Origin of the sequence: Paraburkholderia sp. BL25I1N1, from assembly GCF_003002025.1 — a bacterium.
Lineage (GTDB): Bacteria > Pseudomonadota > Gammaproteobacteria > Burkholderiales > Burkholderiaceae > Paraburkholderia.
Genome location: NZ_PVZB01000004.1, coordinates 373507 through 398458 on the forward strand (window position 1 = coordinate 373507; position 24952 = coordinate 398458).

At 59.6% G+C, this 24952-nt stretch carries 26 protein-coding genes and 2 pseudogenes; 13 read left to right on the top strand and 15 right to left on the bottom strand.

The features are described from left to right. Positions 1–103 precede the first annotated feature (103 nt). Positions 104–463: pseudogene (locus B0G73_RS08445) on the top strand (site-specific integrase); the annotation flags it as partial. 83 nt (positions 464–546) lie between these two features. Here the strand turns inward: B0G73_RS08445 and B0G73_RS08450 are convergent. From B0G73_RS08450 to B0G73_RS08490, 9 genes are all read right to left on the bottom strand, one after another. After that, positions 547–2229: a methyl-accepting chemotaxis protein gene (locus B0G73_RS08450; RefSeq protein WP_106279672.1), complete on the bottom strand. Its 1683-nt coding sequence runs from the start codon at positions 2227–2229 to the stop codon at positions 547–549. 120 nt (positions 2230–2349) lie between these two features. Continuing rightward, on the bottom strand, positions 2350–2991 hold the full coding sequence (locus B0G73_RS08455) for a DUF1109 domain-containing protein (RefSeq protein ID WP_106279799.1): 642 nt from the start codon (positions 2989–2991) through the stop codon (positions 2350–2352). 249 nt (positions 2992–3240) lie between these two features. Continuing rightward, positions 3241–4020, bottom strand: coding sequence for a DUF2063 domain-containing protein (locus B0G73_RS08460; protein ID WP_106279674.1), 780 nt, complete (start codon positions 4018–4020; stop codon positions 3241–3243). Then, the gene (locus B0G73_RS08465) at positions 4010–4933 is read right to left on the bottom strand and encodes a DUF692 domain-containing protein (protein ID WP_106279676.1); all 924 of its coding nucleotides are present in this window, start codon (positions 4931–4933) and stop codon (positions 4010–4012) included. Before B0G73_RS08465 ends, B0G73_RS08460 begins: the two co-directional genes overlap by 11 nt. A gap of 32 nt (positions 4934–4965) precedes the next feature. Further along, entirely contained in the window at positions 4966–5277 is a 312-nt protein-coding gene (locus B0G73_RS08470; RefSeq protein WP_106279678.1) for a DUF2282 domain-containing protein, read from the bottom strand. 158 nt (positions 5278–5435) lie between these two features. Next, a complete protein-coding gene (locus B0G73_RS08475) occupies positions 5436–6077 on the bottom strand; it encodes a DUF1109 domain-containing protein (protein ID WP_106279680.1) in 642 nt (213 codons plus the stop codon). Continuing rightward, positions 6074–6619 (bottom strand): sigma-70 family RNA polymerase sigma factor, encoded by a 546-nt coding sequence (locus tag B0G73_RS08480; RefSeq protein ID WP_106279801.1) that lies wholly within the window; start codon positions 6617–6619, stop codon positions 6074–6076. Before B0G73_RS08480 ends, B0G73_RS08475 begins: the two co-directional genes overlap by 4 nt. Before the next feature lie 16 nt (positions 6620–6635). Then, the gene (locus tag B0G73_RS08485; RefSeq protein WP_258193231.1) at positions 6636–7349 is read right to left on the bottom strand and encodes an SDR family oxidoreductase; all 714 of its coding nucleotides are present in this window, start codon (positions 7347–7349) and stop codon (positions 6636–6638) included. A gap of 381 nt (positions 7350–7730) precedes the next feature. Next, the gene (locus B0G73_RS08490; RefSeq protein WP_258193232.1) at positions 7731–8126 is read right to left on the bottom strand and encodes a glutathione S-transferase N-terminal domain-containing protein; all 396 of its coding nucleotides are present in this window, start codon (positions 8124–8126) and stop codon (positions 7731–7733) included. 177 nt (positions 8127–8303) lie between these two features. Between B0G73_RS08490 and B0G73_RS08495 the strand changes: the two genes are divergently transcribed. The 3 genes from B0G73_RS08495 (at position 8304) to B0G73_RS08505 (ending at position 10354) form a co-directional block, all read left to right on the top strand. Continuing rightward, complete coding sequence (locus B0G73_RS08495; protein ID WP_106279682.1) at positions 8304–8897, top strand: TetR/AcrR family transcriptional regulator; 594 nt, start codon at positions 8304–8306, stop codon at positions 8895–8897. Between the two features lie 339 nt (positions 8898–9236). Continuing rightward, positions 9237–9626, top strand: a complete 390-nt coding sequence (locus B0G73_RS08500; RefSeq protein ID WP_106279684.1) for a thioredoxin family protein — start codon at positions 9237–9239, stop codon at positions 9624–9626. Next, positions 9626–10354 (top strand): cytochrome c biogenesis CcdA family protein, encoded by a 729-nt coding sequence (locus tag B0G73_RS08505; RefSeq protein ID WP_106279686.1) that lies wholly within the window; start codon positions 9626–9628, stop codon positions 10352–10354. Before B0G73_RS08500 ends, B0G73_RS08505 begins: the two co-directional genes overlap by 1 nt. A gap of 85 nt (positions 10355–10439) precedes the next feature. Here B0G73_RS08505 and B0G73_RS08510 read toward each other — a convergent pair whose 3' ends face one another. The 3 genes from B0G73_RS08510 to B0G73_RS08520 all read right to left on the bottom strand — a co-directional run bounded on the left by B0G73_RS08510 (position 10440) and on the right by B0G73_RS08520 (position 14447). Then, entirely contained in the window at positions 10440–11402 is a 963-nt protein-coding gene (locus B0G73_RS08510; protein ID WP_258193233.1) for an HD-GYP domain-containing protein, read from the bottom strand. A gap of 172 nt (positions 11403–11574) precedes the next feature. After that, positions 11575–13722, bottom strand: coding sequence for a protein-disulfide reductase DsbD (locus B0G73_RS08515; RefSeq protein WP_146144158.1), 2148 nt, complete (start codon positions 13720–13722; stop codon positions 11575–11577). Between the two features lie 32 nt (positions 13723–13754). Then, the gene (locus tag B0G73_RS08520; protein WP_106279689.1) at positions 13755–14447 is read right to left on the bottom strand and encodes a thioredoxin family protein; all 693 of its coding nucleotides are present in this window, start codon (positions 14445–14447) and stop codon (positions 13755–13757) included. Between the two features lie 535 nt (positions 14448–14982). Here B0G73_RS08520 and B0G73_RS08525 point away from each other — a divergent pair. From B0G73_RS08525 to B0G73_RS08545, 5 genes are all read left to right on the top strand, one after another. Further along, complete coding sequence (locus tag B0G73_RS08525; protein WP_106279691.1) at positions 14983–15663, top strand: peroxiredoxin-like family protein; 681 nt, start codon at positions 14983–14985, stop codon at positions 15661–15663. A gap of 97 nt (positions 15664–15760) precedes the next feature. Continuing rightward, positions 15761–16333, top strand: coding sequence for a sigma-70 family RNA polymerase sigma factor (locus tag B0G73_RS08530; RefSeq protein WP_106279693.1), 573 nt, complete (start codon positions 15761–15763; stop codon positions 16331–16333). Continuing rightward, on the top strand, positions 16330–16971 hold the full coding sequence (locus B0G73_RS08535; protein ID WP_106279695.1) for a DUF1109 domain-containing protein: 642 nt from the start codon (positions 16330–16332) through the stop codon (positions 16969–16971). Before B0G73_RS08530 ends, B0G73_RS08535 begins: the two co-directional genes overlap by 4 nt. Positions 16972–17220: 249 nt before the next feature. Beyond that, entirely contained in the window at positions 17221–17469 is a 249-nt protein-coding gene (locus B0G73_RS08540) for a DUF4148 domain-containing protein (protein WP_106279697.1), read from the top strand. Between the two features lie 313 nt (positions 17470–17782). Then, positions 17783–18667 (top strand): patatin-like phospholipase family protein, encoded by an 885-nt coding sequence (locus B0G73_RS08545; RefSeq protein WP_106279699.1) that lies wholly within the window; start codon positions 17783–17785, stop codon positions 18665–18667. Between the two features lie 298 nt (positions 18668–18965). On the opposite strand, the gene B0G73_RS08550 is transcribed toward B0G73_RS08545, so the two are convergent. Together B0G73_RS08550 and B0G73_RS08555 are read right to left on the bottom strand one after the other, a co-directional pair. Beyond that, the gene (locus B0G73_RS08550; protein WP_106279701.1) at positions 18966–19469 is read right to left on the bottom strand and encodes a DoxX family protein; all 504 of its coding nucleotides are present in this window, start codon (positions 19467–19469) and stop codon (positions 18966–18968) included. A 520-nt stretch (positions 19470–19989) separates the two neighbouring features. Further along, positions 19990–20301 (bottom strand): DUF2282 domain-containing protein, encoded by a 312-nt coding sequence (locus tag B0G73_RS08555; protein WP_012427019.1) that lies wholly within the window; start codon positions 20299–20301, stop codon positions 19990–19992. A 618-nt stretch (positions 20302–20919) separates the two neighbouring features. Here B0G73_RS08555 and B0G73_RS08560 point away from each other — a divergent pair. Continuing rightward, positions 20920–23010 carry an NAD(P)/FAD-dependent oxidoreductase gene (locus tag B0G73_RS08560; RefSeq protein WP_106279703.1) on the top strand — a complete coding sequence of 697 codons (2091 nt, stop codon included), beginning with the start codon at positions 20920–20922 and terminating at the stop codon, positions 23008–23010. 188 nt (positions 23011–23198) lie between these two features. Here the strand turns inward: B0G73_RS08560 and B0G73_RS08565 are convergent, their stop codons facing one another. Beyond that, positions 23199–23789, bottom strand: a complete 591-nt coding sequence (locus B0G73_RS08565; RefSeq protein ID WP_106279705.1) for a TetR/AcrR family transcriptional regulator — start codon at positions 23787–23789, stop codon at positions 23199–23201. Positions 23790–23943: 154 nt separating this feature from the next. Between B0G73_RS08565 and B0G73_RS41150 the strand changes: the two are divergent. The 3 genes and pseudogenes from B0G73_RS41150 to B0G73_RS08575 form a co-directional block, all read left to right on the top strand. Then, positions 23944–24177: pseudogene (locus B0G73_RS41150) on the top strand (AhpC/TSA family protein); the annotation flags it as partial. Positions 24178–24238: 61 nt separating this feature from the next. Then, complete coding sequence (locus tag B0G73_RS41155) at positions 24239–24583, top strand: redoxin domain-containing protein (RefSeq protein ID WP_258193234.1); 345 nt, start codon at positions 24239–24241, stop codon at positions 24581–24583. 3 nt (positions 24584–24586) lie between these two features. Further along, positions 24587–24940: a hypothetical protein gene (locus B0G73_RS08575; protein ID WP_106279706.1), complete on the top strand. Its 354-nt coding sequence runs from the start codon at positions 24587–24589 to the stop codon at positions 24938–24940. Positions 24941–24952 lie beyond the last annotated feature (12 nt).

Below are 24952 nucleotides of genomic sequence, written 5' to 3' on the forward strand. Positions count from 1 at the left end.
TCAATTTTGATACCGTCACGGCGCGTGACGGTATCAAACACGGTATCAGTTCACGGAGTATTGCATGCTGACGGACCTCGAATCGCGGGCACTCAAGCCGACCGCCGACGAACTTTCCTTTGGCCTGTCGGTGCGTCTTGCGGAAGCAAGGCTGCTCCTTGAACGTGCTCGTCGGGAAGTTGAGCAGGGCGTCAGCCCGTCGAGAAGCAAGGTTGAAAAGCGTGTGGAAGCGGCCGAAGCGATGACGTTCGGGACGTGAGCGGAAAAATACTTCGCGGAAGCCACGCTCGCAGAATCGACGCGCGCGATGAGGAAGTCCGTCTACGACCGGAATCTTGCAGCGGAGTTCGGGCGGTCGAAGCTAGAGGAGATCACACCTTCAAGACTCCTCACGAGGTGTGAGAAGATCAAGGAGCGGGGTCCGGCTGCACCCCCGTTCAGGCACGCGACAATCGCATGGCAGGCAGCTTTTGCCTTGGACGAATGCTACCGGTAGCTCGCGGTCTCGTGGCAGGGGCCCACGCTTCATAGATCAGGAGCTTTCCCTTAATCCGTGTCCCGAAACCGTCGTGCGAAATACGCAAAAATGGAAGTGGATGACTTTACTTCGTTTTTGGTGACAGATTTACTTCGCTCTACGGTTCGAGACCTCGCAGGGGCTGTCTTCGAAGGATCAACTGCCAGCTTGAAAATTGACACGACCTCGCGCAGCCTGCCGGATTGCGCCGACATCGATTGCGCCGCGGCTGCGGCCTCCTCGACCAATGCGGCGTTTTGCTGCGTCACCTGGTCCATCTGCGCAACGGCCGTGTTGACCTGTTCGATACCCGTATGCTGTTGGAGCGAGGCTGCCGTAATCTCTTCCATCAGGTCGGCGACGCGCTTGACCGCCTGGACCACCTCATCCATGGTCATGCCGGCTTCGTTCACCAGATCTGAACCGGCCTTTACGCGGTCGACTGAGTGCGTGATGAGTCCTTTAATCTCTTTCGCGGCGCTGGCGCTTCGTTGCGCAAGGGTCCGCACTTCTGCCGCGACAACGGCAAAACCGCGCCCCTGATCGCCCGCACGTGCCGCCTCGACTGCCGCGTTGAGCGCGAGAATATTGGTTTGGAAAGCGATACCTTCGATCACGGCGATGATATCGTTCACCTTGGCCGAACTTTCCGATATCGCATGCATGGTCTCGATCACACGTCCTACAACATTGCCGCCACGTTGCGCGATATCGGACGCGTTTGCCGCGAGCGTGCTGCCTTGCCGGGCACTTTCCGTGTTTTGCCTGACGGTGGAAGTCAACTGCTCCATGCTCGCTGCGGTTTCCTCAATCGACGCAGCCTGTTCTTCCGTGCGTTGGCTCAAATCCGTATTGCCTGCTGCGATCTGCGCAGCGCCCGTGGCAATGGTTTCGCTGCCAGTTCGTACCTGTCCAACCAGTTCCGCGAGTCGCTCGTTCATGTGTTTGAGCGCTCGCAGTAGCTGACTCGTTTCGTCCTTGCCGCGTACTTCGATTTTCGAGGTGAGGTCGCCTTGCGCTACCGTTTGGGCAATCTTCACGGACATACGGATTGGGGCCGTGATGGAGCGAGTGATGATGAACGCAACAATCAGGCTCAACGCGACGGCTGTTCCGATCAGCACGCACGTTAAAAGCAACGCGCTGTGAAAGGCGGCCGCAGCCTCTGTACTGGAATCGTCCGCTCCCTGGCTATTAAGGACAATGTCTTGCGCAATGAGGTCAGTGACTTTCGTGAACGCGCGTAAAGACTCGCCCCCAGCGAAAGACCGGGCGTCGCTGAAGTGCTCATCTCCACTGTCGGCAAGCTCGTTCAGCTGTTTGTCCAGGGAGAGATAGCTGCTCCATGCTGCTTTGATCTGGTTCGACAATTGCAGTTCTTCAGCAGAGCCGACCACCGCTTCGTAAAGTGGCCACACCCGCGATAACTCATTTAGCGCGGCGTCGTGTTTCGACCGCTGAAACTGACGTTCCGACGAGCTGGATGCAATCAGATAGCTTAAGGAAGCCTGGCGCATCTCATCAGCCAGCGCCCGTATATTGCCCAGACGCTGGACACTGGGAAGCAGACTGGTTGCAAGGTCTTGCGTACCGGCATAAATGCGGGAAGTTTGGGCGAGGCCTAGCGCGCCTACAAGACATAGCAAAACGAGCGTCACGCCAAATCCAATTCCAAGGCGAACGCCTATCCTGAGACTGCCAATAGTTTTCACGATTTTTCCTTCGCATGTAGGTTGCAACTGTTGACTCAGCGTCGAATCAACACAGACGACCTGTATTGATCAGGAGACCTGCTTTTCCGCGACGTGATTTCTCCTGGTGCTCTTCCCTGGCTACCACCTCAAATAGAGCGGACCGATCAGGGCACCGATACCGGCGGTTATGCTGATGCCCAGTACGTACCAGACACCCCAGAACGGTACCGACATCTCTGAACAATAAAGCGAATATACGAGCAGACCTTGCGCGCCGGCGAGCAGTCCGGCGCCTGTACCTGCCAATATCAGGCGGGTGGGAGCGAGTCCCTTCAAGGCGTGCATCACTGCGGCAAGCGATGGTAGAGACAGCAGAACAATATTAGCTGTGGTGACTCTCCAGGTTGTGCCTAACATCAGTCGCAGGCGATAGCCTGGCGGGGTCGCGAACACCACGAACGCGGCAACGAGCAACATGACAATGAAGGGTAGTGTGACGGCTAACCATGCCAGCTTGACGGGTGCGCCGGGCCGTCCAAGACGTCCGGCGAGGTTCAATGCAGCGATGAGCGTCGTGACCGGAAACGCGAGCCGTACCCAGAACATCGTCGTCAGTAACAATTCAGGCATGTCGCTGCGGATGCCGTAAAGTATCACCAGCAAAGCCGTGCTGCTGGACATGCCAACGCTAAGCGCGCGATTGAGCCGCTTCGAAGAAAAATTCGACTCGATCGGTAGCAGATTTTTAGTTAGCCTAAGTATGAGATCTGAAGTTCTCATGTTGCCCAACGGAAAACGTCCCAACGTTTTGAAAGCGCATCCGCGATGCAATAGGGGCGCCGGCTGTCGGGCGAGCTCTCAGTTTCAGAATTCCCAATCTCCCGAACGGCAGCGCCAGCGCAAGCCGCAGCACGAACTGAGCAATCCACGGTTGCGGGAGTGTCTGGATCAGTCGCTTCGCTATGCCGATCGCGGATATGAGGACGGAAGGAAAGGGCAGCTTCACGCTCTCTGGGTCCGACATCCTGGTCAATCTCCGTGTTGAATGCCGGTGAATACGCCGGCAGAAAGCATTCCTGCCAGATTGGCCTGGATGTCGAAGGAGGGCGCCTCCCGAAAAGCCTCCGTGACCGCCTCGCCCAGCGATGCACCTTCGAAAAGATGGGTCAGGAAGGCCGCACCGCCAGCCGGCAGGCGCGATACCAGCACCTCATGCCCGGGGCGCGTCACGAGCGCATCCTCCGCTTCGCCCGAGCGGAGCGGCGTAACGGGGTCATCGGTCCGGTTCATCGCAAAGATGGCGACGGCGGGATAGCGTGATCGCACCACCCGCGCGGCGGGGTGTGGGGTGAAACGGACTTCAGGGAGAGACGCCGGTTCGATCCCGGCTAACGCCTCGGCAGCGAGCACAGGCAGGTCGGCTGCGTGATAGGCATCCAGCCACGCCCGCTCAATGCGTGCGGTATCCGCAAGCCAGGGCATTTCACGCGCATATTCGTAGGATTCGATGAACGCGGGAAAATCTCGTCCGTACTCGAACAGCAGCGGCGAAGTGGGAGGCGTCGCGCGGAGATGGAAACGGGCCATCGCCCTGAAGAAATCGACGCCAGTGATGCGCTGAATCGCAGGATAGACCGCTGCGAGCGCATCGATAAGACTGACCGTGACGTTGTTGCGATAGACGTTGTACCGCTTGACCACACGCTTGCCCGGCGCGGCGATCACGTCTTCAGGCGCGGTGATCGATGGGTCCGTCAAACCCAGTGCAAACGCAGTGGCGTAGCCGCCACAAGGATTTTCAGGCCGCATGGCTGGCCCCGTCAGCGAGTGATACCGTTTCTTCAACCATGATGTGCCGCGCGGATAGCGCCTGTGCCTGCAATACAGGCCACGCGGGAAGGTTGCTATCCCATTCGATCAGCGTCGGCCTTGGGCCGATTCGCGCAACGAGATCCCGATAGAGACGCCAGACGGGATCGGCAACGGCGCAGTCGTGGCTATCGATGAGCAGCAGTTCGTTTTCATCGTCGCGCTGCTCGCTATGTCCGGCCAGGTGTAATTCGCCCACTTGTTCAAGCGGTAATCCGTCGAGATACGCTTCGGCGGAAAAGCCGTGATTGGTCGCCGAAACAAACACGTTGTTGAGGTCCAGCAACAAGCCGCAGCCGGTACGTTGAACGACTGCGCGGATGAATTCGGTTTCGCTCAATGTCGAGGATGCGAACGCGACATAGGTCGACGGATTCTCAAGAAGGAGGGGGCGTTTGATCGCGTCCTGGACCTGGTCGATGTGTTCGCATACGTGCTCGAGCGTTGCTTGCGTATACGGCAACGGCAGGAGGTCGTTGAAGAATGTGCCGCCGTGTGAGGACCACGCGAGGTGTTCGGACACCAGCATGGGTTCATAGCGCGTCACCAGATCGCGAAAGCGCGCAAGATGCGAGAGGTCCAGTGCTCCTGGTCCGCCGATCGACATGCACACGCCGTGCAGGGAGAGTGGATAGGCTTCGCGAATTGCCGCAAGTGCCCGGTGGGGTGGACCGCCGGCGCCCATATAGTTCTCGGCGTGAACTTCGAAGAAACCATCCTTTAGGCCGTCCGCGAGAATCGCGGTCAGGTGTTCATGTTTGAAACTGGTTCCGGCGAGCCCTTGAGCGCCACGCGTCACGCCACGGGAACAGCCGGGCTCGCAAATCGTCGTTGTCCTTAAGGTATCGTTCATGGCCGCTCCCGTTCATCAAGCTGTGGGGCGGTTCAGGACTTCAGCGGCGTGAGCGATCCATGGCCACCGCCAGGCACTTCGATACTCGTGCAGGTGCCACCTTGGACGAACTTCCACGAGTTACCCTGGAAGTCCATTGCCGATGTCCCTTGGCACGTCGTGCCGGGACCGGCGGCGCAGTCGTTCTGCCCCTTCAGGGCGACGCCATAGCACTTTTCCTTGTGGGCCGCAATGGCTGCGCCTTCTTCCGCTTTTGTGAGCGGTGCTGCGTGGGCGACTGATGCAAGCAGGCTCGCAACAACGCCGGCGAGCAGGGTGGAACTAACAGTGGCTTTTGTGGACATCGAATTTCTCCAGAAGTCAGAAGGTATCCGTGATGGATACGTCATCTAATTCGTGGGTCACAGACGTCCGGTTACAGGGGAGTTTTCTTTTTTTACCTTGGGTAGTCGACATCAGCCATTTGATCAGGGGACACCACTGCATAGTGTCAGCGCTTTGCTCACCAGCGAAGGAATTTGGGACCAAGCACCGCCCCGAGCGCGGCTGTGAGCAACATGCCAGCCATATACCAGATGCTCCAGAACGCCGGGCTCATCTCAGGGCAATGAAAGCAGTACGCGACTGTGGCGATCGAACTCGCGAGCAGCCCGCAGGCAGCACCGGCAAGCCGGAGACTCGTGGGTGCCAAACCTTTGACGGCCCAGAATACGGCGATCAAGCCTGGAACGGCGAGCAGAAGAATATTGAATGGACATGACCGCCACGAGTGCCCGAGTACCGCGGGCAGCCGGTCTTTTGGCGCCGCGGTGACGACGATCATTATTGCAGCGATCCAGACGACTAGCACTGGTATTGCCATGATGGGCCATCCGGCTCCAACCTTGGCACCGGGCCGCGCCAGCCGAACGCTCGCAATCAGGGCACCCATTGCGAGGCATAGCGGCAACGCGAGCTTCTCCCAGAAGATCGGGGTTTTGACGACGCCCCCCAGATCGGGGCGAATGCCAAACACAGCAGCCATTAACGCCGTTGCGCCAAGAGCGGCGACAGGCAGTGAGATGCCGAATCGACGGGCTGTAGTGCCTCTTCCTACAGGTGTTACGCCGGTCGCGAGCAACCCGACAAGATCATCTGTTCTCATGCAATTCTCCGGACGTGCGCGGCCAGAGCCTTGAGTCCCCGATGGATGCTGACCTTGACGGCCGACTCCGATAGCCCTGTCAAGTGGGCGGTTTCGGCAACCGAAAGTCCCTGTAACTTGACATGCAGGATCGAGAGCCTCTGTTTGTCAGGCAGATGACCAAGTAGTTTTCCGACATCACGACGGGCATCTGCCGGCTCGTCGTCGCATTCGGCGAAAATGTCGTCGTGCTCGTCAAGCGGTTCGTGCAACGATTCGCGTCGCGCACGTGTCCTGAAGAAATCCATCAGCTTATAACGTGCGATCGCGTGGACCCACGCGGTGAGAGGTTCGTCCGGGCGGTATGTGTGACGTGCATTGTGCACGGCAAGCAGGATTTCCTGAACGAGATCCTCGACGTCGTCGTGGAGTTGTGGAATCCGCTTGCGAAGATAACCCCGCAGGTGACGCGTCAGTTCGGACAGGAACGAGCGGTATTCGGCGGCGTTACCCGCGAGGCCCGCGACAAACAATGTCTTCAGACGCTGCTCTGCGGAATACACGGTTTTGACCCCTGGCTCAAAGAGCAGAGTGATCCCGAACCGCTTCCTCAAGCACGGCTTTCATGCCGGCAAAGCGTCGGTCGAGTGCGGCAGGATCGTTGCGGTTCAGGGCGATCATCTGCGCGCGCGCCTCACCGCCCCGGATGACCTCGAAGGCGTTTTCTTCAAGCCCCGAGCAGATCGCATCGGCAACGGCTATTGCCGGTTCACGTACGAAGCCTATTTCGGCGCCGGCTCGCGAACTCCGCATCATAGGTGTCTCTGTCGCCCCGGGGTACACCGTCAGGACGTGGATTCCCTCTCCTGAAAGTTCGCGTCGCAACGCCTCACCAAAATGCGCGAGTCCTGCCTTGACTGCCGCGTAAGTCGTATAGAACGGCATGCCGATCAACGCGATTCCCGAAGCAACGTTCACGACGGCGCTGTCGCCGCTCTCACGCAGGCTTGGCAGGAGCGCCCTTGTAAGAAAAATGGGAGCAACAAGATCGACTTCAATCATCGCCCGGATTTCAGACTCAGTAGTGTTCTCGAGCCTGCCGGCCCTTACTCCGCCAGCATTGTTGACCAGTATGTCAACGCCGCCGAGCGTTTCGAGCACCTTTTCGATCGTCGCGGCACGGCCTGATTCCGTTGCGACGTCCGCCACGATGGCTTTCGCTGTAATGCCTGAAACCCGCAAGCTCGCAATGGCATCATCAAGTTTGTCAGTCCGGCGACCGCTGATTGCCACGCGCGCCTTTCAAGCCGAGAATGTGAGCGAGCGCCAGACCAATACCACTGGAGCCACCCGTAATCAACACGCGCCTGTTCCTGATTTCCATTCCTCATGTTCCTCGTTTGACTCGAACCATTGGCGCTTTAGATCGTCTATACGCAAGGTATAAAACCCCCTGCAATTCCGCGCGTCACGCGGCCGGGTAGTTGGACGGCAAGAGGCCGTGCCGCGCCGGCGCATCCATCTCCTGCTTGAACGTATATCGGTCCCAACCGCCCGCGCGCGAATCGCAGCCGGGCCGCCGTCAATTTCCGCAAACCAGCGTTTGAGTTTGGCGAATGGCGCCCACGGATCATCAGTGCCGGGCAGGATGAAAGCGGCGCGTGCTATCCGACCTCACGCAGACATGTCGGCGATACGGCAGCTGCTCCGGTGCCCGTGCTGGAGTTGTACCGACTGACCCGAGAACGGTCCGACGCCTGAACTAACGAATAAAAGCCACAAGAGCCGTTCCGGGCGATCAGTTGCGGCGCTGAGATCCTTTCCAGGGTTCTCAGCCAGACAAAACAGAATGGCACTCGAATCGAACGCGCTCGCTTCCCTCCCTGCAGGCCCGGCCCTCTCGCCGATTGCAGGAACTTTGCCGTTCGTTTTGACTTTGAGGAACGAGTCGAAGTGCCGTTCGCCCTTCTTGGTATCAATGAGCCGCAGTTCATACTCGAGACCGGTTTCTTCAAGCATCGGGTCAACCTTTGCAGGGTTGGGCGTAGGGGGAAGATAGAAGTCGATCATGATGTACTGTCCGTCGTGTTCAGACCGCCTGATGCCTGCGTAATGGCTTTTCGTAGGACCCCCGAGGTGGTTTGCTATCGCCCCAAGGTCATTTTAGATCGATTGATTTAGAATATCGCAACGCGTGTGACGTTGCAATGCCGATCGGCAAGACGCCACGCGATCGCAGGAGTTGACATGGCCCGACCACGGGAATTTGATGAAAATGCGGTCCTTGATGCAGCCGCCCACCAGTTTTGGATCTATGGCTATAAGGCCACTTCCGTCCGGGATCTTGCGCAGAGTATGGGAATTACGGGGGCAAGCCTGTTCAACGCGTTCGGGGACAAACGGTCGCTGTTTGAACGAGCGCTCGCACATTACATTGAAAAAAGCTTCAGTGACCGGGTGTCGAGATTTGAGCGAAGCCTGCCACCGTTGGATGCCATCAAGGCATTCTTCCGGGAGATTGTCGAGCGCTCGGTCTCCGACAGGGGCCGTAAGGGATGCCTGCTGGTGAATTCAGCGCTTGAGGTTGCGCCACACGACGCCGATTTTCAGGCGATGATCGCAAATGTCCTAATCGAGGTCGAAGCGTTTTTCCTGCGCTGCGCGCGCGCTGGTCAGCAGGCTGGCGAGATTTCGACTGCACAACCTGCTGATGATCTTGCCCGGTTGCTGCTGGGAGCACACCTTGGCATACGGGTGCTCGCCCGGGTAAGACCGGAGCGTGCGCTGCTGGAGGGAGTTGTACGACCGGTGCTGGCGCTTCTTGAGCCCAATATCAATTGACTTTCAGGTAGGCGCTCAAAGACACGGTCTGACCAGGTACCCATGTCTTCGGGCGCCGAGGCAGGTTCAGAAGCGAAACACAGAAACACACAAACGAAATCGAAAGCCGGCCCAGCATCGGCTGCAATCGATAATTTGCTAGTTCCATCTGAAGTCCGCTTTGGTTACATCCGAATGGGAAATGGACCGTCGCTTCATCGGGCGCGCTGGGGTCAATCGAGAACTTCGAACAGGTGCGCGACAGATTTGAGCCGCGCTGTAACCGATGTTGCCGAATATCCGAACTAGGATTGAGGTATCGACTGTTCCCCCCCATCCCAACCGCCAAAGGGTCTAATCATGAACCGGATGCGATTTGTTAAACACATCGTGGGCGCAGCGCTGCTGGGTGCGTCAGCCACTGCATTCGCGGGTGAAGTGCCATTTACTCAGGCAAGCTTCGATCAGACCGTCTCATCGGGCCGGCCGGCGGTTGTATATCTGCATGCGAGCTGGTGTCCAACATGCCGGGTTCAAAAGCCGATCGTCGACCGTCTGTCTGCCGACCCCAAGCTGAAGCAGGTGACGATTTTCATAGCGGACTACGATGCGGAAACGAAACTGAAAAGGGAACTAAAGGTAACCCAGCAGTCGACCTTCGTTGTCTTCAGGAACGGCCACGAAGTGGCACGTTCGACAGGGCAGACCCAGGAGGCCGCAATCCGGACCTTGTTTGAACAGGCTCTGTAATGCAATTCACTGCCGCAACGTACGGGTTAAGTCTGGTCGCCGGGTCGGCATCAGTGCTGTCTCCCTGTGTCCTTCCGCTACTGCCGATACTCGCGACGTCGGCGTTGGCGAAACATCGATTCGGCGTCATCGCGCTGGCAGCTGGCCTGGCCATTTCGTTTGCGGGTGTCGGCCTGTTTCTCGCCACCCTGGGGGCGTCAGCGGCACTGGACCCCGAAGTCCTTCGACGCGGGGCTGCGAGCCTGATGGTATTTTTCGGCCTTGTCATGTTATCGGGCGCCCTTCAAAGGGCTTTTTCCCGGCTCAGTTCCGTCATCGGTGCGAAGGGCCAGCAGGCGCTTGACGATGTGAAAGGAAATGGACTGTTCGGGCAGTTGATGGTCGGGCTGCTGCTGGGGTTCGTCTGGACCCCCTGTGTCGGGCCAACGTTAGGCGCGGCAACGTCGCTAGCGGCACAAGGTCAGGACCTCGGCCATATCGCCATCCTGATGGTGCTATTCGGTTTGGGTGCGGCACTGCCGCTCGTTTTGCTCGGAACGATCTCGAGGGTTTCGCTCATGAAGGTGCGAGGCACGCTTGCCACCTGGGGCAAGACGGCCCGCTGGACGCTCGGTGCCCTTTTCGTGGTCATGGGGACGATCGTCATGACTGGCGTGGACCGTCAGTTGGAAACCTTTCTCCTGTCCGTCAGTCCAGCATGGCTCACCACGCTGACAACATCGATATGAGAATGCGTCCGTGGCACCGGGGCGCAGGGAATTGCTATAAAGAGTCAGCAACTCTGCCTTCGCATGACTCGCCAGGCAAGCGCTGTCACGACAAGCTGTGTAGCTGACCCGTCACGCGCGCAATGAGCGCCAGGTCCGGCGAGGGAGCCAGGTCGGCGGCACTCGCCTTGTTTCCCGTCGGCAGCATGGCGGAGAGCACACCTTTGAACCGGTAGCTTGCTGTGCATGCCGGACAATATACTTCGGCATCCTCAACTGTATCTGATCTGACGACAACAGTTGGTCCGCATGTCTGGCAATGCTGGAGTGGTATTCCTTCATCGCTATGGCCTGCGATGTGGTACAGGTTGACGCTCCCACCCAGTTCCAGAAACATTTCTCCATATTCGCGATTGAACTGCGTGCCGAGATTGTCGCGTACGACAGCAAAGGCATCGTCTATCGGCATCGCCTTACGGTACGGGCGTGTGCTGGTCATGGCGTCAAACGCGTCGCAGATGCCGATGATTGCAGCCATTGGGGTGATCTCATCGCCAGCGATACCTAACGGATAACCTTTGCCGTCAGGTCGCTCGTGATGGGCGTAAACCGCGTCCGCAATGCGTTCACCGAAAGGGTGCTTCGCAAGCAGTCGTTTGCCGACTTCAGGGTGCGTTTTGATGACGGCATACTCCGCATCGGTCAGACGCTCCGTTTTGAGTAAGACCGAATCGGGAACGGCGATTTTGCCCAGATCATGCAGGAATCCACCCACCGAGACGTTCGCCGCATCGCGATCCGAAAGACCCATTCGTCGTGCCAGCAGACCTGCGTAACGGGAGACTCGCCACAAATGGCCGCCGGTGTAGGGGTCGCGGGCCTCTACCACCCACGCGAGGGCGAGCAGACTATCAAGAAGCGCTCGATCCGCGCTATGTGCCGGTTCCGCCTGACCGAACAGACGTGAAGCGAGGCTGAGCATCTTTTTTGGAGTCATGGTCGCAATGGAAGTATTTCTCAGGGAAATTTCGGGCGAACGGGAAGCCGCTACAAACGATGGATTGTCCATTTTGTTTTATGCGGCCGACGCGTCGTGCCGGTTCGACGTTGCCCTTTAAATTCGTCCAACACGTGCTTCAGGTTACACAAACAAGGTTATTTATTTGCGATGGCGATGCGGTTTCCAACTGGCGTACTGACTTGCCGTAAGTTTGGAAGGCTTCTGAAGAAGTCGCGCCAGGTCAACCGGCGGATGAATGGCTCTTTGCCGTTTGCGGGAGGGTGGCGTTGTCGAGCGCACGGAACAGCGTCGAAGTTTGCAAGAGCTCCGGTAGCAATTGCCCTTGCGGCATGCGAGGCCCATATACGACGTCGAGTGGAATGCCGAAACGACCGAAACCCTGAATGTAGGCGAGCACGCCAGGGTTATACCGGCTCCAGTCGGCCCGCATGCGCACGATATTGTCCTGTCTGAGCCGAGTGCGCACGGCAGCCGTGTCGAGAACGGACAGCTCGTTGACCTTGCAGGTGAGACACCAGCTTGCCGTTACGTCGACGAGCACGGTCTTGCCGCTGGCGACCAGTGTGCTGATTGCACTCGGATCGAACGCTTGCCATTCGGACGGTGGAACGCCTCGGTCTCCTGCGCCGGAAGGGGTGAGCGAGGCAATGGCAATAGCGCAGCACGCAAGGAGCGCAGTCGTTGCGCCTGACCATCGGTTGGTCCGCGGGCGGCCCAATCTGGTAACGACGGCCCGCATGGCGAGCATGGCAACCAGCACGATACTGACGAATGACGCGACTGCCATACCCGCGATGTTCCACAACGACGCGATCATCCAGAGCGAAGTCGTCAGCAGCAGTAGGCCCATGATTCTGCGCAACTGGATCATCCACTGGCCGGGGCGCGGAAGCCGCGTCGCGAGCGACGGCGCGAGCGCCAACGTCAGGAACGGGAGTGCCATTCCTACCCCAAGTGCTAGAAGCACCGCCGTAATCTCGACCGGGCTGCGTGCCAACGCAAAGCCGACCACAGTGCCGACGAGCGGAGCCGAGCAGGGTGTTGCAAGAAGCGTGGAAAGCATCCCGCCGACGAATGCCTCGACAAGCGGTCCCCGCTTGGTCGCATCGCTCGCACCGCCAGAAAGAAATGACGGAAGACCGATCGGGAGCCAGTCGAAAAAACTTGCCGCGAACAGGGTTGTGACGACCGCCATGCTGGCGAGGAACCATGGTTGCTGAAACTGTATGCCCCAACCCAGTGACGCCCCCGCGAGTTTGAGCACTGACAGCACGGCTGCAAGCAATCCAAACGACGCGACAATTCCCAGTGCCGTCGCGAGAGCCACCTGCCTTGCCGTTCGGCGCTCAGTGCCTGCGGCTTTCGCCACCGAGAAAACCTTGATTGAAAGAACGGGTAACACGCACGGCATGAAGTTCAGAATCAGGCCGCCAAGGAGTGCGAGGGCCAGAATGACGACGATGCCGTGATCGTCGTCTGCCGTGGAGCCGACCGGTGCGGGCATGAACTCGGCCGCTCTGGATCCGTCCAGCACAGTCAGGCGCAACGGGTCTTTCGCTGCACCGGCAGGTGGCAGTTCGACTTCCAGTGCGGCCCGGTGCCCGTGGTTTGAAAGGTGTACCTGCGGCGCTGCGGGGAGGCCGGCCTCGGCTCCTTCGACGAACAGGTCGGGCGACCGAAACGGGATGCCCTCGCTAAGTAGTTCGACTTTCAGGCGCCGGCCGGTAGAGGTTCGCTCCAGTGTGCTATGCACCACGCCGACTCCAGCCTCGCTGGGCGTCTGCGGCACCCTTTGCAGCGCTGCCGCGATATCTGCGGCTTCGCTTGATGGTCCGTCCGTGCCCGCCGGCAAGGTGAGCGCCAGCTCCGCATGTTCGGGCACACAGACATTCGCGCAGCTCGCGTAGTCGAGCGCCAGCGCAATGCGGGTGGCCTCGTGCGGATGGTCGAGCTTAAGGCTCACCGGCAGAATGAAATCTCCCGTATAGACACTGTTTTGCAGACCTGAAATAACAAGGCGGGAGGGCGCTGGCCAGGACACGGATGCTGACGCGACATTCCTGGACCGGGACCAGTCGAAAATCGGCGCAATGCCGGTGTCGCCGGGTGAGCGCCAGTAACCATGCCACCCGTCCGGATACCGGAACTCGACGCCTATCTGCAGGGTATTGCCCGGTACGCCGTTGGTCGCTGTGATGAGGCGTACACGGGCGCGCTGATCGCCAGTCCAGCTCGAGGACGCCGCACGAGCCGCAAACGATGGAGCGAGAACAAGCGTTGCGACCAGGACAAGGAAGGCGCCAATGCGAGTAAATCGGGGCATCGCCTGCTCCTCATCGAAAAGCGGGTAGGTACGTCGGGTTTTCACGAGCCGTCCGTCCGGGACGCAGCGAAGCCACTTCAAGGCTCATCTGTCACGCGGGCCGCGCCGACAATACGTCCGTCTGGTGCTTCGAGCAGGATTGCGGTCTTCTCACCCGCGGGTATCTGCGGCTCGAACATCACCGGTTTGCCCGTCCATAGGCCAATCGGTTGAAACGAACGAACGATGTTCGACTCTTTCAGCGTCCGCCCGCCGTTTTCACCACGCCCGACTGAGGTCACATGCTGCAAGTCATAACCCACCAGAATCACCTGCGCGCTTCCGGAGCCGGCGCCGACTGAAACGTTGATGACGTTGCCCTTGCGCACGGCCGATACCGGCATGGCCGTTGCATGGGCGTCTTTAGCCTTCTGCATCGCGGCCTCGCCGGTTGAGCGGTCCGATCCCACAAAGCCGATTGTTCCGTCGACGACCATCTCAGGGGTGTAGGAGCCATCGCCGAAGCGTCGAGCGTATTCAGCCTGACGTTGGGTGGCGATATCAAGGGAAAACGGGTCCCTCCACCCCAGACCGTTCCAGTAGGTGACGTGGAAAGCCAAAGGGAGAATGTCACTTCGCTGTTGACTTAACTCCGACAGGTAGGCGTCGGCTGGCGGACAGGAAGAACATCCTTCGGACGTAAACAGTTCGACGACCACGGGTCGGGGCGTCGCCGCGATGACGGGGAGGGCCACAAGCAGTGAAATGAAACCAAGCAGACGGGATGGCATGAGTCGACTCCTGGTGAGAATCATTGATGCATGGGTCGCGGTGGAGCAGGTGATATGACAGCACGAATAGCGTCATCCGCATCTCCAGCTGTATCGTTGAAATGAAATCATGAGCAGGATGCATCACCCTGTCTCGCAGCGCTCGCTGACGCTGTCCCTATGCTAGTTCGATGCGGACCTCGATCGGGTTACACCTTCCTGAAACAAACGTTCAGTCAGGTTGCCTAATTGTGGCAATGGCGGAGGTGTAGTTCTGGCCCGGCTGCCACGTGCTCAACCTCGCGAGCGTCAATCCTCTCGCCAACGCGTGCACGTCAGACTGACGCCAATGATCCGAAAGGCACTGCAAATCTGGCCCTATCGCGATTTATCTCGCGTTATCGGAAAAACGGGATGGCGGAAAAATTCAGGTGCATCTTGTGTCATCTTTCGCGTCGAGCCCCGACTGTAGAAGGGAGGGCAAGTGTCCGTTTCGCCGATCGACGTACCCAAATAAGTCGAGCGGCGGGCGCACGTCGAATCGGAGAATCGTGTCATGTCATTGCAGAAACGTCTCGATGCCTTCAAGGCGATATTCGAGTCCGGGCGACCTCCTTTCAACACGCATCGTTCGGTCGTCGATACGCTCCAGCGGGCGACCGACGAGCTCATCGAATCTGGCCTGGCAGAGCGAGCGAAAAGGGTCGGCGACGTGGCACCGCGTTTTGTCCTGAGGGACCCGGACCACCGGCCGGTCAGTGCGGGCAAGCTGATTGCCGATGGCCCGTTGGTGCTGACGTTCTATCGCGGCGTATGGAGCCCATACTGCAATCTGGATCTTCAGGCGCTGCAAGCGGCACTTCCCGATATCGTCGCGCGTGGCGCGATCCTGATGGCGATTTCGCCGCAAAACGGGGTCAATAGTCGCGTGACGATCCGTGAGAACCGTCTCAGTTTCCCGATACTCGGAGACCCACGCGGTGAGCTTTCGGCAGACTATGGGCTGCGTGTCGCGTTGCCGGACTACCTCGTCGAGTTGTACCTGACCATGTTCGGGGTCGACCTGTCGTCGTTCAACGACGACCCCTCGTGGACGCTGCCGATGCCGGCGAGGTTCGTCATCGACAGGAACGGCATCATCGCCTACGCCGAGGTGAGCCCGGACTGCACGAGACGTCCCGACCCCGCCGAGCTGCTTCCGGTTCTCGACAGACTTGCAGCTGGCGGCCGGACGTGAGAAGTTCTCACCACACGTCCAGAAGAAAAACATCTGTCCGTGAACCGCGTACATGTTCTCAAGGCTTATTTCGCGCGAACTGTAACCAGAACCCGCCATGAACCGAACTACTGAAAATGGACCGGCGCGTCCCGTCGAAGAGCGACTGAAGGCTCTGTTCATACGTGGCCTGGATGGGGATGCGGCGGCTTATCATGCATTTCTCGGCGACCTGACCGGACATCTGCGCGGGTTCCTGAGGAAGCGTCTCTTTTATCTGCAAGACGATATCGAGGACCTGGTTCAGGAGATTTTGATGGCAGTGCATAATGGGCGCCATACTTACCGTCCAGACCAGCCGTTGACGGCCTGGGTGCATGCCATCGCGCGCTACAAGCTGGCGGACTTTTTCCGCGCGCGATCGCGCCGGGAAGCTCTGCACATGCCGCTGGACGACGAGCTCGAGATATTCGCCACCTGCGATGTCGAACCGGCGGAGGCGCGGCGTGATCTGGGCAAGCTGCTCGAACAATTGCCCGATCGACAGCGCCTGCCGATTCTGCACGTAAAGCTGGAGGGGCTGTCGGTGACAGAAACCGCAAAGCTCACCGGCCTGTCGGAGTCGGCGGTCAAGGTTGGCGTGCACCGCGGTTTGAAAGCATTGGCACTGAAGTTTCAAGGCGCATCATGAAGACAGAGGATCTTGTTTCACTGCTGGCCGCGGGGGTGCCCGCTGTCGATCGGAACGTGTCGGCAAAGCGATTCAGCTGGGCCATGGTGTGCGGCGGTGCCGGTTCCACGGCGCTCATGGCAATCGCTTTTGGCGTTCGCCCCGATATCGACGCGGTAATAAAGACGCCGCTGTTCTGGATCAAGCTGGCGCTGCCTCTGTGCCTCACACTTGCCGCGTTACTGGTGACGGCGAGACTGTCCAGGCCAGGAATGGCGGTGGGGCGCGCGTGGGCTGCGCTTGCTGCGCCCGCGCTCGCAGTCTGGATTGCGACGCTCATCCTGTTGTGGTTAACCCCTCCCGACGCTCGCTTGCCCCTGGTAATGGGCAATACCTGGCGCGTGTGCCCGCGCAATATCGCGTTGCTTTCAGTGCCCGTGTTCATCACGGTGTTCTGGGCGATGCGCGGTCTGGCGCCCACCCGTCCCAGGCTGGCCGGCGCCGCCGGCGGTCTGCTGGCAGGAGCGACTGCTGCCGTTGCTTACTGTTTCCACTGTCCCGAGATGGGCGTGCCATTCTGGGCCGTCTGGTATCTCCTCGGCATGCTGATCCCCACGCTTGCCGGCGTGGCGCTGGGGCCCCGGTTGCTGAACTGGTGAGTCGGACCGTTCGAAGGTCAAACTGTGTTCAGTCCGCGCCGCGCAGAGGTGCGTGGTGCCGGCGTGTAACTGATCCCTAATCTTATTTCTTGTGTGGTCTGTAACCCATCCGGGTAGATAGGCGAAATATCTTATGAAGTGCAGGAATAAGCCTGTGCTTGAGCCACCGGCGTCAGGCACTCCCGACTATCTGGAGCGCCAGGACGGGTTGGAATTTGGATAGGTCGACCCATCCCCTTTAGGAGAGTAATGATGAAAGTGAACAAGTTGGTGATGGTCATTGCCGTGGCATCTCTCGGCATCTCGGCGTTGGCGAGCGCGCAGTCTTTACAGCCCCTAGACGCAAACTCAATGGCGGCAGGATCGAATCAAGGTCCGAAGACTCGCGAGCAAGTGCGTGAGGAACTGATCCGCGCCCGCATGAGCGGTACCATTCCGCGTTTCGGCAATCCCGATCCCTATGGGCCTGGAGGCACACCGAATTTCACCCGGCACTAAACGAAGGGCAGGGAATAGCAAGGCAAAGTGATCGTCTTGGTTCAATGCGTTCGCGGTAGTAATACGGGCACGAAAGCTCCGGACGCCAGGCGCGGCGTAGTACGAATGAATCAGATCCACCCGGAATAGATCATGTACGGTATATAGCTATCCTAAGTGTATTGGCGAAAATATGAAATTCCGGTAAGCGGATGTCAGGCAGCAGGCTCGATCCGGGCGACGCAGTCCCGATCGGGCCACCCGTCATTTGGTGCGAATTCGCTCGGTGGGTCATGAAGAACGGATCCGGTATGACACGGCAACGGAGGCAGACATGTCCACTTATCCGAATTTGTCCGCTCCGCCCAGCTTGACCGCTTTTGTGTTCGCAGGCGGCGGCAGCCTCGGCGCGATCGAAGTTGGCATGCTGCGCGAGTTGCTCGATCATGGTGTGCTTCCGGGTTGCGTGATTGGCGCATCCGCTGGTGCCATCAATGCGGCGTATTTTGCTGGCCGGCCCGACAGCGATGGCGTCGCCATGCTTGAATTACTGTGGTGTCGGATCAGGCGGCGGGACATCATGCCGCTCTCCATGTTTGGATTGCTCGAGATGATGCTGCGTCGCCGCTCCCACCTTGTCGACGCCACACCACTGCGCATGCTGCTGGAAAAGAATTTGTCGTTTGCCCGGGTAGAGCATGCGGCCATACCGCTTCACATCGTTGCGACGGACATGCAGAGCGGCAAAGAAATTATCCTTTCATCCGGCCCGCTGGTGGATGCCATTCTCGCGAGCGCTGCAATTCCCGGTGTGTTTCCGCCCGTGCGCATTGGCGGGTTGGATCTGGTCGATGGTGGCGTGGCCAACAATACGCCGATCTCCGTGGCGATCTCACTCGGTGCGACACGCGTCATCGTGCTTCCGGCCGGATTTGCCTGCGCGCTACACAAGCCGCCCGGTAACGCAATCGCGCAGGCTACACACGCGCTGACACTGCTCATTGCGCGTCAGCTTGTGCGCGATCTGGAATCCTACTCTTCCCGCGCGGAGATTTTTGTTGTTCCACCACTGTGTCCGCTCGATGTCTCGCCTTACGACTACACGCAGTGCGACCGCCTGATTGAGCGTGCAGCCGCGAAGACGCGTGCATGGTTGAACGAGGGCGGCCTTGAGCGCGCATTCATCCCTGGTGAGCTGCGTGACCACGCGCATGCTTGAGTAGAGCGAGCGGAATTGCTAAACATCCGTGGCGTCGTTGCCGTGATTCCGTCGCCCTCTCGCGCAGTCGTGCATCGTCATGAAAGCGCCTGACTCCATGACTGGACGGTGCGATACATCGAGGATAAAGGCAGCATTTATGCGTTCGGGAAAAATACGGCTGCGAACTGCGCGTCCTGCGTAAAGCTCAGATATCGCGCATCAAGCAATGCGTCGGCGCAAAACTGCCGACGCAGCAAAATGAACCTGACGTTCCGGAATAACCCCGTCGCCTCCCCGGTCAGCTGTATTCAACGGCTCACGACCTGGGCGACCTGTCGCCAAGCAGATAGTCAATCGATATCAGACCCGGCCCCCAGGCCGCAATTGCCAGTGCCATCGCCAACCAGGTCAGATGGATGGGCCAGCCGTCCGGTACAGTCAGCTCGACGATGCAAGTCATAACTATCAGGCCGGCTGCGGCGAACCGGGTTCCGAAGCCAAGCACGAGCAGCACCGGGAAGATCACCTCGCCGCAGCCCGACAGAAACGCAAAAACAGCTGGGGCAGGAAACGGATATGGACCGCCTGGGAGGTGCAACTTGAACTCGTCCGTGAACAGGTCGATCGCCGTATCGTTCAGTTGAAGGAAGCCGTGCCATTTGAGAACACCCGATTTCCAGAACGGCACAGCCAGAGCAAGCCGCAGTACGAGTTGAACGAGCCACGGCTGCGCGAGCTGCTGGATCAGCCGCCTCGCCGTGCCAATCGCGGATACGACTACGTCCGGAAGCGGCAGTTTTACGTTCTGTAGGTTCGACATCTCTGTGAATCTCCATGTTGGACGACTGCAAACACGCCTGCTGGGATCATCCCTGCCCAGGTTGGCGTGCAGATCGAGGGACGGGGCTTCCCGACACGGGGCCGTGCCCGCTTCGCCTGTCGATGCGCCGTCGAGAAGACTAATGAGGAAGGTCGCATCAACGGCCGGACGGCGCGATACCATCACGTCCCGCACCGGTCGCGTCACAAGTGCATCTTCCGGGTGGCCGCCATTCGACATACGGACGCCGTGAATGCAGAGCGGAAATAGTGCTCACAGATCGCGGCAAGCGTCCGATGTGACCGTCCGCCGACGCTCATATGATTTTCCGCATGAACCTCGAAGAATCTGTTGCTCAGTCGCGTCCGCGAGGATCGCAGACACGTGCTGATGCTTGAAACGGGTCCCGGCGAGCCCTTGGGCGCCAGGTGTCGCGTGAAGGGGGCGGTCTGTTTGGCTAACTGCCGTTGTCATCGTGGAATTGCCCATGGCCGCCCCGTTCCTCTTGTCGCTCGCCGAATCAGGACTTCAACGGAGTGAGCGAGCCGTGGCCGCCACCCGGCACTTGGATACTCGTGCAGGTGCCGCCCTGAACGAACTTCCACGAGTTACCCTGGAAGTCCATTGCGGATGTGCCCTGACACGTCGTGCCGGGACCGGCGGCGCAGTCGTTCTGCCCCTTCAGGGCAACGCCGTAGCACTTCTCCTTGTGTGCGGCGACGGCAGCGGCTCCTTCGGCCGGCGTAAGCGGTGCTGCGTGGGCGACTGATGCAAGCAGGCTCGCGACAACGCCGGCGAGCAGGGTGGAACTGACCGTGATCTTTGTGGACATTGAATTTCTCCAGTAGTTGGGATGGAAGGTACCCGTGATGGATACGTGATCTAATTCGTGGGCTGTAGATGTCTGGTTACAGGGGAATCGCTTTTTTTGCTTTCGACCTGTGGAGCGATGACGTCTGCGCAGAAGCGCCGTGGCCAAACCGCTTGCAGTAGTTCGCTGCCGGTTGCCAGCCGGTTACAGCACACCGCCGTTTTTTATCGACGGTCGACGCGCTGAAGTGTTTCCGGTCGTCGGGGACGAACGGACCGCGTGAGTGCCGCCCGGGTTCGGGACAGATTGGACGACCTGAGTTTTGCATGATTATTTTGTATTGCTAAACGAAAAGGACGATTACGCACATCCAATGTTTCCTCCCGCCTGGCATCTGAGCGGCGAAGAAGATTCTTCGACCGCCGTAACCGTGTGGCCGCCGGAGACGAACTATCAATCGGATGTGGACGGTATGGTTTCGGAGAGCCGTTGACGTCTTGCGGGCAGCCAGCCACGGGCAGGCGCTATGACTGACTTGCCGTCCTGAGCCAATACGTTACCCCATGCATCGGTGCGGCGGTCCGCTCTCTGTCCGCAGTGGAACTCCGAACCGTTCATGGATAGCTGGACGATCTCCCTATGCTACGAAAGACCCTTAAACGTGCCTGCGGTTTCGGCCTCGCGCTGCGCCTGCTATGCATGCCCTGGTTGCTGTTGCTTGCCCGGATCTGGTTTGGGCAGGTCGTCCTCGTGCACCAGATCATGACGATGGCAGAAAGCCCTCACGGGGGTCTGTTTTCCGGCGGCCTGCGCGTCCCGTCCGGGCTCGATGCGGCGCTGCACAGTGTAGTGCCGTTGCTGCTTACCTTGGGGCTGCTGACTCGTCCTGTTGCACTGGTGCTGCTCATCGAGACAATCGCGGACAGTCACGGCGCGCTGGCGGTGGGCGCACAGGGAGCCAAACTCGCGCTCCTTTCGTGGTTCATCGTAAGCGGGGCGGGGGCCATATCGCTGGACAATCTTCTGGGGCGCGGTTTGTCGTGGATCCCATTTCGCCCAGTAAGGCTCACGCGTGGGCTTTACGTCTGGCTCGAACGTCACCTGGGCCCGCTTCTGCAGTTCGTCATACGTGTTGGGCTTGCAGCTTCACTCGTTGACTTCGTATTGCCATTCGGTTCGTGGTTGCAGGGAGGGATGTTGGGCGCCGCTGCGACATCTCTTGTCCATCCGGCGTGGTGTGCGGCGGCGCTCGCGCTGGCGCTGGTGCTTGGCTGTGCGACGCGGTTTGCCGCGCTGTTCATAGCGGCGATGGTGCCAGTGGCTGGTATCGCCATGTCGATGGACGATCGGCTGGCAGTCCTGCTTCTGCTTGCTGTGCTCGTGGCCGCGGGCGGTGGCATGTTCTCCCTCGATTGGCTGTTTGAGCGGTGGACGGGCAATGCGTCGCAGGAAGACGATTCCGCCCCGGAGGATCTTCCACATGTCGTCGTGGTCGGGGGCGGCTTTGGCGGCGTCGCAGCCGCGCAGGGATTGCGCAATGCGCGCTGTCGGGTCACGCTGATCGACCAGCGCAACCATCATCTGTTTCAGCCGCTACTCTACCAGGTGGCCACGGCCGCGCTGTCGCCGGCGGAGATCGCCACGCCGATCCGCAGCCTGTTCCGGCGTCAGCGCAACGTCCAGGTCAGGCTAGGGCAGGTGACGGGAGTGGATGCGGTCGCGCGCGAGGTACACATCGGCGTGTTACCCATGAAATTTGACTATCTGGTGCTGGCGACGGGCGCTCGTCACAGCTATTTTGGCAAGGACAGTTGGGCGCCTTTTGCACCGGGACTCAAGAGTATCGAAGATGCGACCGCCGTGCGCAGCCGCCTCCTGCGGGCGTTCGAGGAAGCCGAAAGCGCGGCCAGCGAGACCGAACGTGCCGCGTGGCTGACTTTCGTGATCGTCGGCGGCGGTCCCACTGGCATCGAACTGGCGGGAGCCATCGCCGAACTGGCCCGGCACGGGATGGCCGAGGAATACCGCATGATCGATCCGGCCGTCGCTCGCGTTATCCTGTTGCAGTCGGGTCCGCGCATTCTGCCCACTTTCGCCGCTACGCTATCGGGCGCAGCAGAACGCTCACTGCGAGCGCTCGGGGTCGATGTCCGGCTCGACACCCGGGTACTGGGCGTGGACAGCGAGGGTGTCGACATTGGCGGGCAGCGCATCGCCGCCCGTACCGTTCTATGGGCGGCGGGCGTTGCTGCGTCGCCCGCGGCCCAATGGTTAAACCGGACCGCTGATCCGTCGGGGCGGCTTGCCGTGGCAGCCGACCTGTCTGTGCCTGACCTGCAACGGATCTATGCGATCGGCGACACGGCATCTTCTCTGGGATGGGGCGGAGCAGTTGTTCCTGGTCTCGCGCCGGCTGCCAAACAGCAGGGCCGATATGTGGCTGGCGTGATTGCGGCCAGTGTGGCGGGGCGGCGCCCGCCGCCGCCGTTTCGCTATCGGCACTTTGGCAGCCTGGCCACGATCGGGCGTCAGGCCGCCGTTGCCGAGATCGGCAAGCTTTGTGTGTGGGGGGAGCCCGCGTGGTGGTTTTGGGGCGCAACTCATATCGCCTTTCTGGTCGGCGGACGGAACCGTGCCATCGTCATTCTCGATTGGCTCTGGGCGTATCTCACCTACCGGCGCAGCACGCGGCTCATTACAGGCGATGCGCGAGACGAAATGATGAATTGATGAAGCTCAATTCCTGGTCTGACACGTCTGTCGGGCAGGCCTTACGTGTCCCTCTTGTCATGCCCTCAAGTTACCGGGTTTGACCCGAAGTTCCTGGCGCTGTCTAGTGACGGGCATTCGACGACATACACGGCAGAATAAAAAACGGTGCGGGAGGCGCTCTACATCGAACTTCGGCGATCGCTAGTTCACCCGTTTGGAGGTTGCAACAAGGCAAGCGCTGGTGCAATCACCCCTTCCAGCAGCACTCTGTCGGAACGAACACGAGCCAGGACGCGAACGCCCATCAAAACGCCAAGAAGATGCCGAGCGAGGACGTCTGCCCGCAGTGATTGCGCGATGGTTCCGTCGGACTGACCTGCTATGACGCAACCTAGAAAAAAATTCTCGATACGGACAAGAACGCCAGCGATGATTTTCTGGAATTCAGCGTCGTGTGGTGCCATCTCCATGGCGGAGTTCACGATCATGCAGCCCTTGTGCTGGCGGTCATTTAGCGAGCGGCGCACGATCTCTTCGAAAAACGCGTGAATCGCCTCAAGGGGAGGCAGCGCTTCACAGCGCTGTATGCGCCTTCCAATGCTTTCGTCCACGTAGCGATCAAGCGCTGCCTGGAAGAGCCCGCGCTTGTCTCCATACGCGTTGTAAAGGCTGGCTGCGGTGAGACCTGTCCTTTCGGTCAGGTCTTTCACCGACGTCGCCTCATACCCGAATCTCCAGAAGCACTGCATGGTCGCCTCCAGCACCGCCCCTTCGTCAAATTCCCTGGGTCTTGCCATCTCTGTCACCTGTCAAGTCATCGCACAGCGCGCTTGCCAGTTTCGCTGCGATGAGTGATTATAGAATGCACGTTCTAAAACGAAAAGGCGTGACGTTTATGAGGCCTTGGGCACATCAGGCTTGCAGAGTTGTCGCACGGAGGAGGAAAGCGTCATGAAATTGCAGGAGCAACTGGACAACTTCAGGGCCGAGTTTGCGCGTACCGCGCCGTCGGGGCGCGCCGCTCTTTACGAGGCCAGGATCGAGGAGCTGCGTGCCCGCTTTGTGCTTGACCACGCGGTCGGAGTCGGCGATGAAGCGCCGGACTTTTCACTGCTGGACGTACACGACAATCCTGTCTCACTGTCCCTTCTGTTGCAGAGGGGGCCCGTCGTCGTTACGTTTTATCGCGGCGGATGGTGTCCATACTGCAATATCCAGTTGCGGGCTTATCAGGCAATCCTTCCCGATGACCACGCTGGTCGCAATCTCGCCACAATTTGCGCACGGCTCGCTGACCACTGTTCAAACAAACGCTCTAACGTTCGATGTCCTGAGCGACGTTGGCAATTCCGTCGCACGCCGCTTCGGGCTTGCTTACGCGTTGCCTGCGGATTTGCGTGAGGCACTTCGCTCGAGCCAGAAGGCGCTGCCTGCGATCAATGGCGACGAGAGCTGGGAACTGCCGGTTCCGGCCACGTATGTGATTGCCCCGGATGGACGCATTGCGCTCGCCAGTATCGAGGTCGATTACCGCAAGCGGCTCGAACCGGATGTGATCCTCGCCGCCCTCAAAGAGCTTCAACCGGCCTGATCGATGGCAAGCGGAAAGCTACCGATCGCGGCGGCCGCTGACGCCGGTCGGGCGAAGCGACGTGCCTCGGGCGCGCGCATGGCGGGGTTTGCCTGGGCAGCGCTGACGGTCATGATCTTCTCGGGCTGGTTCGTCGTGACGCGGTTTGGTGTCACCCGTGAGCTTCGCATCTGGGACATCGCCGCTGCGACCGCCGTCATTGCGCTGCTTCCTGCTGCTGCCTCGCTCCTCGCCATACCTTTCCTCGGCGAAACGCCGTCGCCGGCCGAAGGGATGTCGATCGTCATCATCGTTCTCGGCGTGCTGCTCGCTTCCAGGCCCGCGCCGGCGCGCCGTGCATCGACCAACCGTGTATGAACCCATTCTTAA

Bases quoted from the DNA above. Each gene is read 5' to 3' on its own strand.
- B0G73_RS41155 (WP_258193234.1), top strand. From the start codon at position 24,239: ATGACCACGCTGGTCGCAATCTCGCCACAATTTGCGCACGGCTCGCTG.
- B0G73_RS08545 (WP_106279699.1), top strand. From the start codon at position 17,783: ATGTCCACTTATCCGAATTTGTCCGCTCCGCCCAGCTTGACCGCTTTT.
- B0G73_RS08540 (WP_106279697.1), top strand. From the start codon at position 17,221: ATGATGAAAGTGAACAAGTTGGTGATGGTCATTGCCGTGGCATCTCTC.
- B0G73_RS08510 (WP_258193233.1), bottom strand. From the start codon at position 11,402: ATGGACAATCCATCGTTTGTAGCGGCTTCCCGTTCGCCCGAAATTTCC.
- B0G73_RS08535 (WP_106279695.1), top strand. From the start codon at position 16,330: ATGAAGACAGAGGATCTTGTTTCACTGCTGGCCGCGGGGGTGCCCGCT.
- B0G73_RS08520 (WP_106279689.1), bottom strand. From the start codon at position 14,447: ATGCCATCCCGTCTGCTTGGTTTCATTTCACTGCTTGTGGCCCTCCCC.
- B0G73_RS08495 (WP_106279682.1), top strand. From the start codon at position 8,304: ATGGCCCGACCACGGGAATTTGATGAAAATGCGGTCCTTGATGCAGCC.
- B0G73_RS08460 (WP_106279674.1), bottom strand. From the start codon at position 4,020: ATGCGGCCTGAAAATCCTTGTGGCGGCTACGCCACTGCGTTTGCACTG.
- B0G73_RS08455 (WP_106279799.1), bottom strand. From the start codon at position 2,991: ATGAGAACTTCAGATCTCATACTTAGGCTAACTAAAAATCTGCTACCG.
- B0G73_RS08525 (WP_106279691.1), top strand. From the start codon at position 14,983: ATGTCATTGCAGAAACGTCTCGATGCCTTCAAGGCGATATTCGAGTCC.
- B0G73_RS08505 (WP_106279686.1), top strand. From the start codon at position 9,626: ATGCAATTCACTGCCGCAACGTACGGGTTAAGTCTGGTCGCCGGGTCG.
- B0G73_RS08530 (WP_106279693.1), top strand. From the start codon at position 15,761: ATGAACCGAACTACTGAAAATGGACCGGCGCGTCCCGTCGAAGAGCGA.
- B0G73_RS08470 (WP_106279678.1), bottom strand. From the start codon at position 5,277: ATGTCCACAAAAGCCACTGTTAGTTCCACCCTGCTCGCCGGCGTTGTT.
- B0G73_RS08500 (WP_106279684.1), top strand. From the start codon at position 9,237: ATGAACCGGATGCGATTTGTTAAACACATCGTGGGCGCAGCGCTGCTG.
- B0G73_RS08465 (WP_106279676.1), bottom strand. From the start codon at position 4,933: ATGAACGATACCTTAAGGACAACGACGATTTGCGAGCCCGGCTGTTCC.
- B0G73_RS08555 (WP_012427019.1), bottom strand. From the start codon at position 20,301: ATGTCCACAAAGATCACGGTCAGTTCCACCCTGCTCGCCGGCGTTGTC.
- B0G73_RS08550 (WP_106279701.1), bottom strand. From the start codon at position 19,469: ATGTCGAACCTACAGAACGTAAAACTGCCGCTTCCGGACGTAGTCGTA.
- B0G73_RS08575 (WP_106279706.1), top strand. From the start codon at position 24,587: ATGGCAAGCGGAAAGCTACCGATCGCGGCGGCCGCTGACGCCGGTCGG.
- B0G73_RS08490 (WP_258193232.1), bottom strand. From the start codon at position 8,126: ATGATCGACTTCTATCTTCCCCCTACGCCCAACCCTGCAAAGGTTGAC.
- B0G73_RS08565 (WP_106279705.1), bottom strand. From the start codon at position 23,789: ATGGCAAGACCCAGGGAATTTGACGAAGGGGCGGTGCTGGAGGCGACC.
- B0G73_RS08560 (WP_106279703.1), top strand. From the start codon at position 20,920: ATGCTACGAAAGACCCTTAAACGTGCCTGCGGTTTCGGCCTCGCGCTG.
- B0G73_RS08475 (WP_106279680.1), bottom strand. From the start codon at position 6,077: ATGAGAACAGATGATCTTGTCGGGTTGCTCGCGACCGGCGTAACACCT.